General features: G+C 70.9%; 13 protein-coding genes. 6 read left to right on the forward strand and 7 right to left on the reverse strand.

Features of this window, described 5'->3' with window-relative positions; all coding sequences use genetic code 11:
* On the forward strand, positions 1–1774 hold a 1774-nt coding region (locus J7357_RS06085; protein ID WP_343237394.1), incomplete at its 5' end, for a primosomal protein N'.
* A gap of 317 nt (positions 1775–2091) precedes the next feature.
* Here the strand turns inward: J7357_RS06085 and J7357_RS06090 are convergent.
* Complete coding sequence (locus J7357_RS06090) at positions 2092–3816, reverse strand: VanW family protein (RefSeq protein ID WP_244667319.1); 1725 nt, start codon at positions 3814–3816, stop codon at positions 2092–2094.
* A 192-nt stretch (positions 3817–4008) separates the two neighbouring features.
* On the opposite strand from J7357_RS06090, the gene J7357_RS06095 reads away from it, so the two are divergent.
* Both J7357_RS06095 and J7357_RS06100 read left to right on the forward strand, forming a co-directional pair.
* Complete coding sequence (locus tag J7357_RS06095) at positions 4009–5313, forward strand: NAD(P)/FAD-dependent oxidoreductase (RefSeq protein WP_209245410.1); 1305 nt, start codon at positions 4009–4011, stop codon at positions 5311–5313.
* A gap of 58 nt (positions 5314–5371) precedes the next feature.
* Entirely contained in the window at positions 5372–5989 is a 618-nt protein-coding gene (locus J7357_RS06100; RefSeq protein WP_209245411.1) for a trimeric intracellular cation channel family protein, read from the forward strand.
* A gap of 112 nt (positions 5990–6101) precedes the next feature.
* Here J7357_RS06100 and rpoH read toward each other — a convergent pair whose 3' ends face one another.
* The 6 genes from rpoH to rhlB form a co-directional block, all read right to left on the reverse strand.
* A complete protein-coding gene (rpoH, locus tag J7357_RS06105; RefSeq protein WP_209245412.1) occupies positions 6102–6980 on the reverse strand; it encodes an RNA polymerase sigma factor RpoH in 879 nt (292 codons plus the stop codon).
* A gap of 219 nt (positions 6981–7199) precedes the next feature.
* Positions 7200–7931 carry a uracil-DNA glycosylase gene (gene ung / locus J7357_RS06110; protein WP_209245413.1) on the reverse strand — a complete coding sequence of 244 codons (732 nt, stop codon included), beginning with the start codon at positions 7929–7931 and terminating at the stop codon, positions 7200–7202.
* A 28-nt stretch (positions 7932–7959) separates the two neighbouring features.
* Positions 7960–8802, reverse strand: coding sequence for a response regulator (locus J7357_RS06115; protein ID WP_209245414.1), 843 nt, complete (start codon positions 8800–8802; stop codon positions 7960–7962).
* A gap of 7 nt (positions 8803–8809) precedes the next feature.
* Positions 8810–9754, reverse strand: coding sequence for a permease-like cell division protein FtsX (gene ftsX / locus J7357_RS06120; RefSeq protein WP_017909424.1), 945 nt, complete (start codon positions 9752–9754; stop codon positions 8810–8812).
* On the reverse strand, positions 9751–10437 hold the full coding sequence (gene ftsE / locus J7357_RS06125) for a cell division ATP-binding protein FtsE (RefSeq protein WP_017909423.1): 687 nt from the start codon (positions 10435–10437) through the stop codon (positions 9751–9753). The genes ftsX and ftsE overlap by 4 nt, the downstream gene beginning before the upstream one ends.
* Positions 10438–10510: 73 nt before the next feature.
* Positions 10511–12262, reverse strand: a complete 1752-nt coding sequence (gene rhlB, locus J7357_RS06130; protein ID WP_209245415.1) for an ATP-dependent RNA helicase RhlB — start codon at positions 12260–12262, stop codon at positions 10511–10513.
* A 202-nt stretch (positions 12263–12464) separates the two neighbouring features.
* Here rhlB and trxA point away from each other — a divergent pair, with 202 nt between their 5' ends.
* The 3 genes from trxA (at position 12465) to J7357_RS06145 (ending at position 15772) form a co-directional block, all read left to right on the forward strand.
* Positions 12465–12806 (forward strand): thioredoxin TrxA, encoded by a 342-nt coding sequence (gene trxA / locus J7357_RS06135; RefSeq protein WP_017908556.1) that lies wholly within the window; start codon positions 12465–12467, stop codon positions 12804–12806.
* A 242-nt stretch (positions 12807–13048) separates the two neighbouring features.
* Positions 13049–14848 (forward strand): transcription termination factor Rho, encoded by a 1800-nt coding sequence (gene rho / locus J7357_RS06140; protein WP_209245416.1) that lies wholly within the window; start codon positions 13049–13051, stop codon positions 14846–14848.
* A 123-nt stretch (positions 14849–14971) separates the two neighbouring features.
* Entirely contained in the window at positions 14972–15772 is an 801-nt protein-coding gene (locus J7357_RS06145) for a hypothetical protein (protein ID WP_209245417.1), read from the forward strand.
* The last annotated feature ends 17 nt before the right edge of the window (positions 15773–15789 follow it).

Consider the following 15789-nt stretch of genomic DNA (forward strand, 5'->3'; position numbering starts at 1 on the left):
GCACCGCTTCGCCGCGCTGCGGGCGGACGGCGCCGTGGACGAGGACCGGCTGGACCAGGCGATGGACGACTGGCGCGGCGCCGCCCGCGCCCTGGCCAAGCGCGGCCACGCCGAACGCATCGCCGTGCCGGCCAGCGCCGCGGCGCCGCAGCCGCAGCCCGGGCCGGTGCCCAACGCCGAGCAGCAGGCGGCCATCGACGCAGTGGTCGGCGCCGCCGGCTTCGCCCCGTTCCTGCTCGACGGCGTCACCGGCAGCGGCAAGACCGAGGTCTACCTGCAGGCGATCGCCGCCTGCCTGGCGCGCGGCCACCAGGCGCTGGTGCTGGTGCCGGAGATCGGCCTGACCCCGCAGACCCTGGCGCGCTTCCGCGCCCGCCTCGGGGTGCCGGTGCATGCGCTGCATTCCGGGCTCAACGACAACGAACGCGCGCGGGTCTGGGCCTCCGCCTGGCGTGGCGAGGCGCAGGTGGTGGTCGGCACCCGCTCGGCGGTGTTCGTGCCGCTGCCGCGGGCCGGGCTGATCGTGGTCGACGAGGAACACGACGGCAGCTACAAGCAGCAGGACGGCATCCGCTACCACGCCCGCGATTTCGCCCTGGTCCGCGGCAAGGCGCTGGACGTGCCGGTACTGCTGGGCAGCGCCACGCCGTCGCTGGAGAGCCTGCACAACGCCACCGGCGGCCGCTACGCGCACCTGCGCCTGACCCGCCGTGCCGGCGACGCCAGGCCGCCGACGGTGCGCGTGCTCGACGTGCGCAAGCGCCCGCTGCAGGACGGGCTGTCGCCGGAGGTGCTGGCCGGGATCGGCACGGCACTGGCCGAAGGCGGCCAGGTGCTGGTGTTCAAGAACCGCCGCGGCTATGCGCCGGTGCTGCTGTGCCACGACTGCGGCTGGACCGCGCCGTGCCAGCGCTGCAGCACCCCGCTGCACGCCACGCCGATGACCGTGCACGCCGGCGGCCGACGCCTGCAATGCCACCACTGCGGCGCACGGCAGCCGGCGCCGCTGGCCTGCCCGGATTGCGGCAGCCTGGCGCTGCAGCCGCAGGGCATCGGCACCGAACGCCTCGAGGAACGCCTGGTGCAGGCGTTTCAGGACGTGCCGGTGCTGCGCATCGACCGCGGCACCACCCAGCGCCGCGATGCGCTGGAGACGCAGTTGGCGACGCTCGGCAGCGCGCCCGGCATCCTGGTCGGCACGCAGATCCTGGCCAAGGGCCACGACCTGCCGCAACTGAGCCGGGTGGTGGTGGTGGGCATCGACGAAGGGCTGTTCTCGGCCGATTTCCGTGCCAGCGAGAAGCTGGCGCAGCAGTTGATCCAGGTCGCCGGCCGCGCCGGCCGCGCGGCACGGCCTGGCGAGGTCTGGCTGCAGACCCACCACCCCGGGCATCCGCTGCTGCAGACCCTTGTGCACGGCGGCTACCACGCCTTCGCCGCGGCGGAACTGGAGCAGCGCGAGGCCGCCGGCTTCCCACCGTTCGCGCACCTGGCGCTGCTGCGCGCCGAGGCCAAGCAGGTCGAACACGCCAACGCCTTCCTCGCCGCCGCGCGCGCGCTGCTGCCGGTGCAGGACGAGGTGCAACGCTTCGGCCCGATGCCGGCACCGATGCCGCGCCGCGCCGGTTTCCAGCGCACCCAGTTGCTGCTGTCGGCGAACACGCGGCGCGCGCTGCATGCGGTGCTGGACATGGCGGTGCCGGCGATTCACGCGCTGCCGCAGGCACGGCGGGTGCGCTGGTCGCTGGATGTGGATCCGCAGGATCTGTACTGAGGCGACGGCGCATTCCCAGCAATACAGCCGCTAGAGCACCGGCACGCGTCGCCGAGCTAGTGATGTGCCCTTCGTGCATGGATGAAGCCGCGGATCAACGCAATCCAATGCGCGATCCGATTTCACGCGATTCGCTTCCGTAGGAGCGGCTTCAGCCGCGACGGGCATTACCGGTAATGCTTCATCGCGGCTGAAGCCGCTCCTACGCGGCAATGGCGCGTGTCGACAAGCAGTGCCGCTCTGAAGCTGCTCCAGACGAACGCGCATCCGATCGCCGTGGCAAAGCAGACGGCGGCCCTGACGCCCACGGGTTTCGCTCAATCCACCAGGCCCAATGCATCGACCACTTGCGCGCGCAATGCCGTGCTGTCGCCGGCCTCCACGCAGCGCCACGCGCCAGCATCCGGAGACAGGCCGCAGGCGGCGGTGGCGATCACCGGCTTGCCCAGCGCCATGGCCAGCAGCAGGCCACGCGGCTGCTGTTCGATCCAGGCCGGCAGCAGCACCAGGGAGGCCGCATGCATGCCTTCGGCCATCGAGGCGACCCGCTGTACCGCGATGCCGTTCCAGAAGTCCGGCGTCTCCTGCGCACCCGGCGGCAGCAGCACCACCAGCGGCAAATCACGCACCGCATCGCGCAGTGCGTAGGCGCCCTTGCGTGCCAATGCCGAGGCCGCCAGCAGCACACGCGGCGCGGCGTTCGCGGTAACGGCCGCCTGCTCCGCCGAAACCTCCGGCCGTTGCCACTGCAGCGCGAGCGCACGACTGCCGCCCAGCGCCAGCAATTCGCGGTGCGGGGTGATCCAGTGCCGCGCCTGCACCAGCGCCGCACGTTCGGCGTCGACCAGCGCCGGATCGGCGCGGAAATCGCACAAGGTGGGGCTGTGCGGATGCCGCTGCGCGGCCACGTCCAGGCGCGCCTGCAGCAGGTGCATCGGCAAGGCGGTCATGCACACGTCCCAGCGCCGACCCTGCAACTCGCCGGCCAGCCACAGGTCCGGCAAAAGGCTCTGCGGCACCACCAGGTCGACGTCGCGCGCGCCCAGGCGCTGCCGCAGCGCCCGCAGGCGGATGCGCTGCGCGCGCTGGCGCGCCTGCGGCAACGGCATCCCACGCCACAGCCACCAGCGCCGCAACAACGCCGCGCACACTGCCGCGACGCTGTGCCGCGGCAATGCCAGCACCCGATCGCCCGGCTGCTGCCGGCGCCGGCGGTCTTCGGCGAATTCCGGCCAGTCCTCGTCGACCAGCCAGGTGCGGTGCAAGCCCTCCGGCACCGCCGCCACATGCCGATGGCAGGCGCTGCGGCCGCAGCGGGTGCAGTCGTTGGCGGCATCGACGCCGGCGGGCGCGGTGCGGCGCTGCAGCGGCGGCAACGGCAATGCCGCCGGCGTCGCAGTGCCGCCGCGGATGCGCACGTGCAGCGCCTCGCCATCCAGCCATACCTCCAGCCGCCACGGCGCGGCGGCGCGCAGGCGCAGGTCCACGTAGTTCCAGAACACCACCGCGTCGCGGTCGCGCTCGGCCAGGGAACCGGCAATCACCTGGGTGTGGCGGTGTCGCTCGACGATCTCCAGGCCCTGCCGCAGCGCCGCGTCGTAGATCGCATTGGACACCTGGCACAGGCCGCCACCGATCGACGGCACCAGGCAGCCCTCGCGCAGTTCGCGGCCGGCGACGAAGCCGCGGCCGCGGGTGGCACGACCGAGCTGGCGCCAGAAGCTGAAGGTGGCCCCGGCCGGCACCTCCACGCCGTGCAGCGCACGCGCGGCCAGGCGCAGGTTGTGGATCTTGCCGGCCACCAGCTGCGGTGCGGTCTCCTCGCTGTCGGGCCACAGCGCGGTGACCGATTCGGCACAGCTGCCGTCGGCGATCGCCAGGCCGGCGTCGCGGCGATGCCGGCGCGGACCGTCGCGCAGATCGTGCAGCGCGCGGCGCAGTTGCAGCGCGCGGGTCTTGGTCCAGAACAGCAGGCTGCGCCAGCGCGACGGCAGTGGCGCCTGTGGCGGCGCCGACGCGCGCGGCTTCACTGTCGCTGGCATGACCGTGCGTCCTCCCTGTCGCTGACCGCGCTTGGCATCGCGCTACTATACGGACATGCAGGTCCGGCCCTCGACGATCGCGCAACGCCCCACTGGCCGCGCGCGTTTCCGTGGATCGGTGCGCCACGCGCGCCCACGACCGTCGCGCCGACACCGGACGCCTCCTTTCCCCTCCCCCTCCTGGAGTCCTGCATGGACGACACACGCGTGCCGCACCTGATCGTGGTCGGCGGCGGCTTCGCCGGCTTGTGGGCCACCCGCGCCCTGGCCAAGTCACCGCTGCGCATCACCCTGATCGACCGCCGCAACCATCACCTGTTCCAGCCGCTGCTGTACCAGGTCGCCACCGCCGGCTTGTCGGCGCCGGACATCGCCGCGCCGCTGCGGCAGATCCTGCGCCACCAGGACAACGTCGAAGTGCGCCTGGGCGAAGTCGTCGACATCGACAAGCAGACGCGGCACGTGCGCCTGGCCGACGGCCAGACGCTGGCCTACGACTACCTGCTGGTCGCCACCGGCGCCACCCACGCCTATTTCGGCCACGACGACTGGGCGGCGCATGCGCCGGGTCTGAAGACCCTGGACGACGCGCTGCAACTGCGCCGGCACCTGCTGCTGGCATTCGAGCGCGCCGAAGCGGAAACCGACCCCGCCGCGCGCGCGGCCTGGCTCAGCTTCGCCATCGTCGGCGGCGGCCCCACCGGCGTCGAACTGGCCGGCACCCTGGCCGAGATCGCGCGGCACACGCTGAAGCACGAGTTCCGCCGCATCGACCCGGCCGAGGCGCGGGTGCGGCTGATCGAGGCCGGCCCGCGGGTGCTGTCCTCCTTCCCCGAGCACCTCTCGGCCAAGGCGCAGAAGCAGTTGGAAAAGCTCGGGGTGGAAGTGCTGACCGGGGTGCCGGTCGCCGACATCGACGCCAGCGGCTATCGCCTGGGCAGCACCTTCGTGCCGGCGCGCACCGTGGTCTGGGCCGCCGGCGTGGCCGCCTCGCCGCTGGCCAAGACCCTGCAGACGCCGCTGGACCGCAGCGGCCGCGTGCAGGTGCAGCCGGACCTGAGCGTACCCGGCCATCCGGAACTGTTCGTCGCCGGCGACCTGGCCGCGGTGCAGCAGGCCGACGGCCGCCCGGTTCCCGGCGTGGCGCCGGCCGCCAAGCAGATGGGCCGGCACGTCGCCGACACCCTGCGCCGGCGGCTGCGCGGCGACACCGCCAGCGTGCCGTTCCGCTACGCCGACTACGGCAACCTGGCCACCATCGGGCGCATGGCCGCGATCGTGCACCTGGGCCGGCTGCAGCTCTCCGGCGTGCTGGCCTGGTGGTTCTGGCTGGCCGCGCACGTGTTCTTCCTGATCGGCTTCCGCAACCGCGTGGTGGTGCTGCTCAACTGGGCGTGGGCGTACTGGAGCTACCAGCGTGCCGCGCGCATCATCCTCGGCGACCCGCCCGCAGCCGAGGCAACGCAGGCACAGGCCGCGCCACCCGCGGACAGGTGACACTGCAGGGCCGGGCTGCGATCCTAGCCGGCCTTTTTGCTGCAGCGCAGTGCCCGTCTTGGCGACCTTCCTGTTCCTGCTCGACCTGCTGGGCACCTTCGTGTTCGCGATCAGCGGCGCCACCGTCGGCGTGCGCCATCGCCTGGACCTGTTCGGCGTGCTGGTGCTGTCGTGCGCGGCCGCGGTCTCCGGCGGCATCGCCCGCGACGTGCTGATCGGCGCCACCCCGCCGGCAGCGCTGGCCGACGTGCGCTATCTCGGCGTCGCCTGCCTGGCCGGGCTGCTGGCCTTCTACCGCCACCACACGGTCGAGCGCCTGCGCAATCCGGTGCAGATCTTCGATGCGATGGGCCTGGCGCTGTTCGCGGTCTACGGCACCAGCAAGGCGCTGGCGTTCGGTCTGGGCCCGCTGAGCGCGCCGCTGCTGGGCATGCTCAGCGGCATCGGCGGCGGCATCGTCCGCGACCTGCTGGTGGCGCGCACGCCGGTGGTGCTGCAGGCCGAGCTGTACGCGGTGGCGGCCCTGCTCGGCGGCGGCGTGGTCGCCGCGGCGCAGGTGCTGCACCTGCCGCAGCCCTGGGGCCTGGGAGTGGGCGCGGTGCTGTGCTTCGGCCTGCGCTTCATGGCGATCCGCTACGGCTGGCACCTGCCGGTGGCGCGGCCGCCGGAGTCGTAGCCAATCGTGGGCGCGCCCGCAGTCGCCGATCCACGAGCCAGCCCAGGCCAAACAGAAAAGGCCCGGCGATGCCGGGCCTTTTCGCGCGTTGCAAGCGATCGCCGCAGGCGACTCAGGCGACGAACAGCGCCTTCATCTTCTTCAGCGCGTTCGCCTCGATCTGGCGGATGCGCTCGGCCGACACGCCGTACTCGTCGGCCAGTTCCTGCAGGGTGATCTTGCTGTCGGCATCCAGCCAGCGGCGCTTGATGATGTCGCGCGAACGCGCATCCAATTCCGCCAGGCCTTCGCGCAGCAGCTGCAGCTGGTTGTCCTCGCTGTCGGCGCGCTCGTAGGCCTGCGAGGGATCTTCCTCGTTGGCCATCAGGTACGCGGCCGGCGACGGCGGCGCGTGGTCGTCGTCCTCGTCGGATGGCGCATCGAAGCCGATGTCGCGACCGGACAGGCGCGACTCCATCTCCATCACCTCGCGCTCGGACACGTTGAGGTCCTTGGCCACGGCGGTGACCTCGGCCGCGTTCATCCAGCCCAGGCGGGTCTTGGACTTGCGCAGGTTGAAGAACAGCTTGCGCTGCGCCTTGGTCGTAGCGACCTTGACGATGCGCCAGTTCTTCAGGATGTACTCGTGCATCTCGGCACGGATCCAGTGCACCGCGAAGCTGACCAGGCGCACGCCCATGTCCGGGTCGAAGCGCTTGACCGCCTTCATCAGGCCGATGTTGCCTTCCTGGATCAGGTCGCCCAGCGGCAGGCCGTAGCCGTTGTAGCCGCGGGCCACGTGCACCACGAAGCGCAGGTGGGAATGGACCAGTTCGCGGGCCGCATCCAGGTCTTCCTGGTCGCGGTACCGCGCCGCCAGTGCGCGTTCCTCGTCGGACGTCAGCACCGGGATCTGATGCACGGCGCCGATGTAGGCATCCAGCGAACCGAGCGGACTGGGGATCGGGAGGTTGTTGGCAACCAATGCGTTGGTAGTCAGAGTCTGGCTCATAGGGCTCATCTTAGCAGTCTACTAATTGGACTGCTGGGTACAGTAAAAAGTTCCTGTGTTCTGTTTATGCAACATATGAATCAGGAATGACACTGCAGCACAAGCCACTGAAACAATCCGGAAGCATCGCGGCTTCCGTCTTCTGACCACCAAACTACCATCCAGTTCGCGAAAACGGCGTCCACATGCGGTGGACGCCGCGCCTTGTCCAACCGGGGTTCAGGCGCCGCGCAAAGCCGCTTCCAGCTCCGCGCGCGGCGGCAGACTCCAGTCGATGGGGGCGGCACCCCGGCGCTTCAAGTACTCGTTGGCCGAGGAAAAATGCTTGCAGCCGAGGAAGCCGCGGTGCGCCGACAGCGGCGAGGGGTGCGGGGCCTTGAGCACGCGGTGGCGGCGGGTATCGATGACCTTGCCCTTGGCCTGGGCATAGCTGCCCCAGAGCAGGAACACCAGGCCCTCGCGCTCGCGGTTGAGGGTCTCCACGACGTGGTCGGTGAAGCCCTCCCAGCCCTTGCCCTGATGTGCGCCGGCGCGGCCCTCCTCCACCGTCAGCACCGCGTTGAGCAGCAGCACGCCGCGCTGCGCCCACGGCAGCAGGCAGCCGTGGTCCGGCCGGCGGATGCCCAGGTCGTCCTCGATCTCTTTATAGATGTTCAGCAGCGACGGCGGCACCGGCACCCCCGGCAGCACCGAGAAGCACAGCCCGTGCGCCTGGCCGTGGCCGTGGTACGGGTCCTGGCCGAGGATCACCACCTCCACCCGCTCGAACGGGGTGGCGTCGAAGGCGGCGAAGATCTGCCGCCCCGGCGGGAACACCCGCGCGCCAGCGGCCTTGCGCTGGCGCAGGAACGTGGCCAGCTCGCGCATCTCCGGGCGCAGCAGCCAGTCGCCCACCTGCGCCTTCCATGACGGCTCCAGCTGGATCCGGCTTTCGTCTTCGTTGTTGCTCATCGCTTGCAGGCTCGGGACATCACATCAATCAGAAGGTCACGGCGATCTCGTCGAGCCGGGCCAGGCGCAACTGGAACAGCACCTTGGTGACCAGCAGGCGCTCTTCGATCGGTTTCTGCACCAGGTCGTTGGCGCCGGCGCGCAGCAACTCGGACTGGGTGTGCGGGTTGCTGTCGCCGGTCATCACCAGCACAGGCATGCGCCGCTTGCCGTAGGCGAAGTCGACGCGGATGCGCTGGACCACGTCGCGGCCGTTGAGTTCGCCCTTGAGGGTGACGTCGGTCAGCACCAGGTCGATGCGGCGGGTGGTGCGACCCAGCGACTCGGCGGTCAGCAGGGCGAACGCGTCCTCGGCGCTGAGCACGTGCACCACGTGCAGTTGCTGGCGCTCGAGCATGCGCTTGGTCGCCTCGGCCACCACGCGGCTGTCCTCGACATAGAGCACGGTGGCGCCGGCCACCGGCTGCGGCTGCACGTAGCCGCGGATGAAGGTGGCCAGCGCCTCGTGGCCGAGCGACTTGTCGAAGTAGTCGGTGACGTACTCGGTGAAGCGGCGCTCGACCAGGTGCTGCTGGGCGTCGCCGGAGACCACGATCACCGGCACGTAGGCCTGGCCGGCGGCTTCGCGCACGCTGCGGGCCAGGGCCAGGCCGTCGCCGTCGGGCAGCCCCAGCGAGGTGGTGACTAGGTCGACCGGGCCGGCCTCCAGCGCGGCGCGCGCCTCGGCGATGCTGGCGCAGCCGACCACGGTCACGTCGGGCAGTTCGCGATGCAGCACGTCGGCGATCAGCTTGCGCACCAGCTTCGAGCCATCGACCACCATCACCCGGGGGGCGGCGCTGATCAGATGCTTGAGCTCGTGCCCGGCCATGTGCGCCTCAGGTGTCGGTGGGCCGCGTCTGGCGCAGGAAGTGGCCGGTCACCAGCCAGGCGCCGAGCCAGCCCAGCAGCAGGGTGCCGAGCAGCACGAAGCCGGCGTGCAACGCGTCCAGGCCATGCAGCACGAAGTGGCTGCCGTAGCTGTCGGCAAGTGCCGCCAGCGGCTGGCCCAGGGCCATGCCGGAGGCGGCGAGCAGGCCCAGCGCCAGCACCCCGGCGCCGAAACCGTACCAGGCGCCCAGGTACAGGAACGGGCGGCGGATGAAGCCGTCGCTGGCGCCGAGCAGCTGCAGCACGCCGATCTCCTCGCGTCGCGACTGGATGTCCAGGCGCACGGTGTTGCCGACCACCAGCACCGCGCCGGCGCCGAGCAGCAGCGACAGCACCTGGACCAGACGTTCGCCGAAATGCAGCCAGCCATCCAGGCGCTTGCGCCACAGCGCGTCGTGCTGGACCAGGTCGGCCTGCGGCAGCGCGGTCAGTGCGGTCGCCAGCGGGGTGTCATCGGCCGCGGCCGGGGTGACGATCAGCAGCGTCGGCAACGGGTTGTCCTGCAGCGCATCCAGCGCTTCGCCGAGGCCGGCGCTGTCGCGCAGCTCGGCCATGCCCTCGGCGGGGGTACGCAGCGTCACCGCGGCCACGTCGCCACGGCCGCGCAGGGTCTGCGCCAGCGCCTGCGCCGCGGCGGCGTCGACGTCGGTCTTCAGGAACACGTTGATGTCGCGCGACTGCTGCACGCTGCCGGCGAACTGCTTTAGGTTGTCCAGGGCGATCGACAGGCCCAGCGGCAGGGTCAGCGCCAGCGCCATCACCGCCATGGTCAGCAGCGTGGCCCACGGCTTGCGCATGGCGCGACCGAGGCTGTAGACGATGCTGTGCAGGTGGTGGTCCCACCACACGCCCAGCCGCGAGGGCGCCGCGGCGCCGGCGTTGCGCGCGCTCATTCGGCCAGGTCCTGCGGCGAGATGTCGTCGATCAGGCGGCCGTGGTCCAGGATCAGCACGCGCTTGCGCATCTGCTTGAGCAGGGCCAGGTCGTGGCTGACCACCAGCACGCTGGTGCCGCGGGCCGGCAGTTCGGCGAACAGCTGCATGATTTCCGCGGCCAGGGTCGGGTCGAGATTGCCGGTGGGTTCGTCGGCGACCAGCAGCCGCGGTTCGCCGACCATCGCCCGGGCGATGCCGACGCGCTGCTGCTCGCCGGCCGACAGCTGCGAGGGCAGCGCCTTCTCGCGGTGGCCCAGGCCCATGCGCTCGAGCACCGAGCGCACGCGCTTGCCGATCTCGGCGCGGCGGGTGCCGCGCAGGATCAGCGGCAGCGCGACGTTCTCGGCGATGCTGCGGTCGGTGAGCAGGCGGTGGTCCTGGTAGACCGCGCCGACCTCGCGCCGGTGCAGCGGCACGCGGCGACCCCGCACCTTCAGCAGGTTGCGCTCGCCGAACAGCACGGCGCCGCGCGAGGGCCGCTCGCTCAGGTGGATCAGCTTGAGCAGGGTGCTCTTGCCGGCACCGGAATGGCCGGTGACGAACAGCATCTCGCCCTCCTCGACCTCGAAGCTGACGTCCACCAGCGCCGCGTGGCCGCCGGCGTACTGTTTGCTGACATTGTCGAACCGCAGAACGCTCATCCGGCGATTATGCCGGAGCGGAGCGGGTGTTCGTCCACCGCGCGCGTCGCACGCGGCGGACGGCCGGTCCTGCTCAGGAGCTGGAGACCAGCGAGCGCAGCTTGCGGCCCAGGCGGGTCAGGAACGAATCGTTGGTCGCCGCCGCACCGCGATCGGCCTGGCGCGCGGCCTTGACCGGGGTGGCCACGACCTGCACCGGCTTGGCCGCGGCCGCCGGCGCGGCGCTGCCGTTGCCGGCCGGTGCACCCTCGGCACCTTCCAGCGGGCGCCCACCGCGACGGCGACGGCGCTTGCGCGGCGGACGCTCGCCTTCGACCGCGGGCGCTGCGCCCTCGGCCGGTGCAGCGCGCGGCGGCTTGGGGGCAGGCGCCGGCGCGGCGGCAGCCGGCGCAGTGCCGTCGGCCGCAGCGGCGGTGGCATCGGCCGGACGCGGCGTGCGCGGACGCCGCGGCTTGCCGTCGGCGCTGCGCGACTCGCCACGGCCGCCCGGGCCGCTGCGACCGCCGCCGGGCTTGCCGCGACCGCCGCCGCGACGCTGCTCGTCGGCCTCGCGCTGGGCGCGGGCCTCGCGGAAGATCTCGCCGATGCTCTCCTCGCCCTCGGCCTCGGCGGCCTCGCCCTCCACCGGCGCGCGCGGGGTGCGCGGCAACGCCACCAGCAGCTCGGCGGTGACCGGCTCGACCGGGATCTTCTGTTCGATGTAGGCCTCGATGTCCGGCAGGCTCATCGCGTAGCGCTCGCAGGCGAAGCTGATCGCGTCGCCTTCCTCGCCCAGCCGCGCGGTGCGGCCGATTCGGTGCACGTAGTCCTCGGCGTCGAACGGCAGGTCGTAGTTGTAGACGTACTTGACCCCGTCGATGTGCAGGCCGCGCGCGGCCACGTCGGTGGCCACCAGGATCTCCAACTGACCCTTCTGGAAGCGGTTGAGCAGGGTCTCGCGCTTCTTCTGCGGCACGTCGCCGGACAGCACGCCGACCCGGTAGCCGTTGCGCTCCAGCGCCCGCGCCACGCGCTCGACGAACGCCTTGGTGTTGACGAACACCATGGTCCGCGCGCCCTCGCTGCGCGACAGCAGGCCCAGCAGCAGGGTCAGCTTCTCCTCGTCGGAGGGGAAGTAGATGCGCTGGCGCACGCGTGCGGCGGTGATGCTCTCGGTCTCGACCACGAGCTTTTCCGGCTCGTTCATGTGCTCGTAGGCCAGCTCCAGCACGCGGTGGCTGAGGGTGGCCGAGAACAGCAGGGTCTGGCGGGTGCCGCGCTCGGGCATGCGCCGCAGCAGGAAGCGGATGTCCTTGATGAAGCCCAGGTCGAACATGCGATCGGCTTCGTCGAGCACGCAGATCTCGCAGGCGTGCAGCGACACCACCTTGTGCTGCTTGACGTAGTCGATCAGGCGGCCGGGGGTGGCGATGATCACGTCCACGCCCTGCTGCAGCAGTTCGCGCTGCTTGTCGTAGTCCACGCCGCCGTAGACCAGGGCGAAGCGCAGGCCCAGCTCGGAGCCGAACTTGACCGCGTCCTTGTGGATCTGGATCGCCAGTTCGCGGGTCGGGGCCAGGATCAGCGCGCGCGGATCCTCCGGCTTGCGGTCGGCCAGCGCCGGGCGGCTGAGCAGGCGGTTCATCACCGCCACCAGGAACGCCAGGGTCTTGCCGGTGCCGGTCTGGGCCTGGCCGGCCACGTCGCGGCCCGGCAGGGCCACCGGCAGGGTCAGCGCCTGGATCGGGGTACAGCGGGTGAAGCCGGCGCTTTCGAGGCCTGCGAGCAGCGCGGGCTGCAGTTCGAACGCGGAAAAAGTCACATCGGTCAGCGGTTTGTCGCTCATCATTCCATCTTCGTGAGGCCACCCCGCCCGAAGCGTAAGGTCGCGGCTTGCATCGGTCCCGGCAGCGTCGCACACTGGCGTCTTCCATGCCGGGTCGCGCGACAGGGGGAATCCCTTGAGATCGCCGCGCAATGCCCCAGTTTACCGCAATGCGGCGGCCACCCGGTCCGGCCAGTCGCATTGGCCCAGGAGAACCCCCAAAGTGAGCGACAAGGTGCTTTACGTCGGCGACGCCGATTTCGATGCCACGGTGCTGCAGTCCGACGAGCCGGTCCTGGTGGACTTCTGGGCCGAGTGGTGCGGCCCGTGCAAGATGATCGCGCCGGTGCTGGACGACCTCGCCGACGCCTACGACGGCCGCCTCAAGGTCGCCAAGGTCAACGTGGACGAGAACCGCGCCACCGCGATCAAGTACCACGTGCGCTCGATCCCGATGCTGCTGCTGTTCAAGAACGGCCAGATCCAGGCCACCCAGATCGGCGCGGTCGGCAAGGGCCAGCTGACCCAGATGATCGACAAGACCCTGGGCGGCAGCGCCGCCTGACGCCCGCTGCCGGCGACCGCTCCGCAACCGGGGCGGCGCCGCGGCAACCAGGCCGGCGCTGCATCGCCGGCGGCTGAATCGCCCACGAACGCCTGCTTGCCGTGCCTGCGTGGCGGTGATAGTGTCGATGCATCCGGTGGCATTCGCACACCGCACCCCCTCTGGAAGATTCTCTCCCAGACCTCCTCCCAACCCCGTATGCCCCCACGCTGGGCGCTCGCACTCTTAGCGAGGAACACCACTTGTCCGATCACACCATGTCCGAACCCGGGAGCGCCGACGCCCCCGCCGAGAAGCGCGTGCGCAAGCCGCGCGTCAGCAAGGCCGCGAGCGGTGCGGAAGGCGCCGCCGAGCACGGCGCGCCGGCACAGCCGACCCTGCCGCTGAATCCCGCGCCTGCGCCTGCGCCCGCCCAGACCGAGGCGCCGCGCGCCGCGGCTCCTGAGTCGGCCCCGTCCCCGGCCGCCAGCGGCGGCCAGAGCCACGGCGGCGGCGACGCGCCGGCCCATCAGGGCGGCGGCCAGGCATCTGAAGGCGGCGAGCCGCGCGAAGGCCGTGAGCCGCGCGACGGCGGCAACAACAACCGCTTCAACAATCAGAACCAGAACAACCAGAACAACCAGCAGGGCAACCGCCGCGATCGCTTCCGCAATCGCCGCGACCGCGACCGCAACCAGCGCGGCGGCGACCGCTTCCAGGACAACGGCCTGCCCAGCGACAACGGCGGCAACGAGCCGTTCGTGCCGCGCCCGCACGCCAGCGTGCCGGAAGGCTTCCCGATCTACTCGCTGAGCGATCTGAAGAGGATGCCGGCGCAGAAGCTGCTGGACATCGCCGAGCAGCTCAACATCCAGGACGGCGTGGCCCGCGCGCGCAAGCAGGACGTGATCTTCGCCCTGCTGAAGGTGCTGACCCGCCACGGCGAAGGCGTCGCCGCCGACGGCGTGCTGGAAATCCTGCCGGACGGCTTCGGCTTCCTGCGCGCGGCCGAGGCCAGCTACCTGGCCGGCCCGGACGACACCTACATCTCGCCCAGCCAGATCCGCCGCTTCAACCTGCGCACCGGCGACCACCTGTCCGGCCGCATCCGCTTCCCGAAGGACGGCGAGCGCTACTTCGCGCTGTCGATCGTCGACACCATCAACGGCGAGCCGCTGGAAGCGAGCAAGAACAAGGTCCTGTTCGAGAACCTGACCGCGCTGTTCCCGCGCAAGCGCTTCACCCTGGAACGCGGCAACGGGTCCTCGGAAGACATCTCCGGCCGCATCCTCGACCTGATGGCGCCGCAGGGCAAGGGCCAGCGCGCGCTGATCGTGTCCCCGCCGAAGGCCGGCAAGACCATGCTGATGCAGCAGGTGGCCACGGCGATCACCACCAACCACCCGGACGTGCACCTGATCGTGCTGCTGATCGACGAGCGCCCGGAAGAAGTGACCGAAATGCAGCGCACCGTGCGCGGCGAGGTCATTTCCTCGACCTTCGACGAACCGGCCGCGCGCCACGTGCAGGTCGCCGAAATGGTGATCGAGCGCGCCAAGCGCCTGGTCGAACACAAGAAGGACGTGGTGATCCTGCTCGACTCGATCACCCGCCTGGCCCGCGCCTACAACAACGTGGTGCCGTCCTCCGGCAAGGTGCTCAGCGGCGGCGTCGACGCCAACGCCCTGCACCGCCCGAAGCGCTTCTTCGGCGCGGCGCGCAACGTCGAGGAAGGCGGCTCGCTGACCATCATCGCCACCGCACTGGTGGAGACCGGCAGCAAGATGGACGAGGTGATCTACGAAGAGTTCAAGGGCACCGGCAACAGCGAAGTGCACCTGAACCGCCGTATCGCCGAGAAGCGCGTGTACCCGGCCATCGACATCAACCGCTCCGGCACCCGCCGCGAGGACCTGCTGATCGAGCCGGAACTGCTGCAGAAGATCTGGATCCTGCGCAAGCTGCTGCATCCGATGGACGAGATCGCGGCGATGGAGTTCCTGCTGGACAAGATGAAGAACACCAAGTCCAACGACGAGTTCTTCGGTTCGATGAAGCGCTGAGTTCAGCGCCGGGTCGACCGCGACGCCCCGCTTCGGCGGGGCGTTCGCGTTTGTGGCCGTCGGTCATGCGCGGCGACGTGCCGATACAGGGTCCGACGGTCTTTCGACGTGGGTGCGGGTGAGATGGGCGGCATTCGCCCCGCCGCGTCCGCCGCCATGCCCGTCACCGCCAACACCGCCATCAGCAAGGTCGCCTCAGTCACCCTCGGCTTCTGGGTGATGAAGATCTGCGCCACCACCCTCGGCGAGACCGGCGGCGACCTGCTGTCGATGACCCTGGATGTCGGCTATGCGCTGAGCAGCGTGCTGCTGCTGGCGGTGTTCCTGGTCTCGCTGTGGGCGCAGCTGCGCGCGCGGCGGTTCCAGCCGTGGCGCTACTGGTGGGTGATCCTGACCACCAGCACCGCCGGCACCACGCTGTCGGACTACATGGACCGCAGCCTGGGCCTGGGCTACGCGCAGGGCGCGCTGCTGCTGGTGAGCCTGCTGGCTGCAGTGCTGGCGACGTGGTGGCTTTGCGAACGCAGCCTGTCGGTCGAGCGGATCGGCAGCGGCCGCGCCGAGGTCTTCTACTGGCTGGCGATCCTGGTCTCCAACACCCTGGGCACCGCGCTGGGCGATTACCTGGCCGACAGTTCAGGATTGGGCTTCGCCGGCGGTGCGCTGCTGATCGCGGCGCTGCTGGCGGCGATCGCCCTGGCCTATGCGTTCACCGGCGTCTCGCGCACGGCGCTGTTCTGGGCGGCGTTCGTGCTGACCCGCCCGTTCGGCGCAACCCTCGGCGACCTGCTCAGCAAGCCGGCCGGCAAAGGCGGGCTGGACCTGGGTACGGTCGGTGCGTCGCTGCTGCTGGCCGGACTGCTGCTGGCGGTGCTGGTCGTCTCGACGCGACGCCGCGACGACGACCGCCGCGCGGCGCGCTAACGTTGGCGGGTGGTCTG

It is taken from the genome of Xanthomonas sp. D-109 (genome assembly GCF_017746095.1).
In the GTDB taxonomy this organism is placed as follows: domain Bacteria; phylum Pseudomonadota; class Gammaproteobacteria; order Xanthomonadales; family Xanthomonadaceae; genus Xanthomonas_A; species Xanthomonas_A sacchari.

Coding starts and splice junctions, on each gene's coding strand:
- J7357_RS06090 (WP_244667319.1), bottom strand. CDS start 3,816: ATGCCAGCGACAGTGAAGCCGCGCGCGTCGGCGCCGCCACAGGCGCCA.
- J7357_RS06095 (WP_209245410.1), top strand. CDS start 4,009: ATGGACGACACACGCGTGCCGCACCTGATCGTGGTCGGCGGCGGCTTC.
- rpoH (WP_209245412.1), bottom strand. CDS start 6,980: ATGAGCCAGACTCTGACTACCAACGCATTGGTTGCCAACAACCTCCCG.
- ung (WP_209245413.1), bottom strand. CDS start 7,931: ATGAGCAACAACGAAGACGAAAGCCGGATCCAGCTGGAGCCGTCATGG.
- J7357_RS06115 (WP_209245414.1), bottom strand. CDS start 8,802: ATGGCCGGGCACGAGCTCAAGCATCTGATCAGCGCCGCCCCCCGGGTG.
- ftsX (WP_017909424.1), bottom strand. CDS start 9,754: ATGAGCGCGCGCAACGCCGGCGCCGCGGCGCCCTCGCGGCTGGGCGTG.
- ftsE (WP_017909423.1), bottom strand. CDS start 10,437: ATGAGCGTTCTGCGGTTCGACAATGTCAGCAAACAGTACGCCGGCGGC.
- rhlB (WP_209245415.1), bottom strand. CDS start 12,262: ATGAGCGACAAACCGCTGACCGATGTGACTTTTTCCGCGTTCGAACTG.
- J7357_RS06145 (WP_209245417.1), top strand. CDS start 14,972: ATGGGCGGCATTCGCCCCGCCGCGTCCGCCGCCATGCCCGTCACCGCC.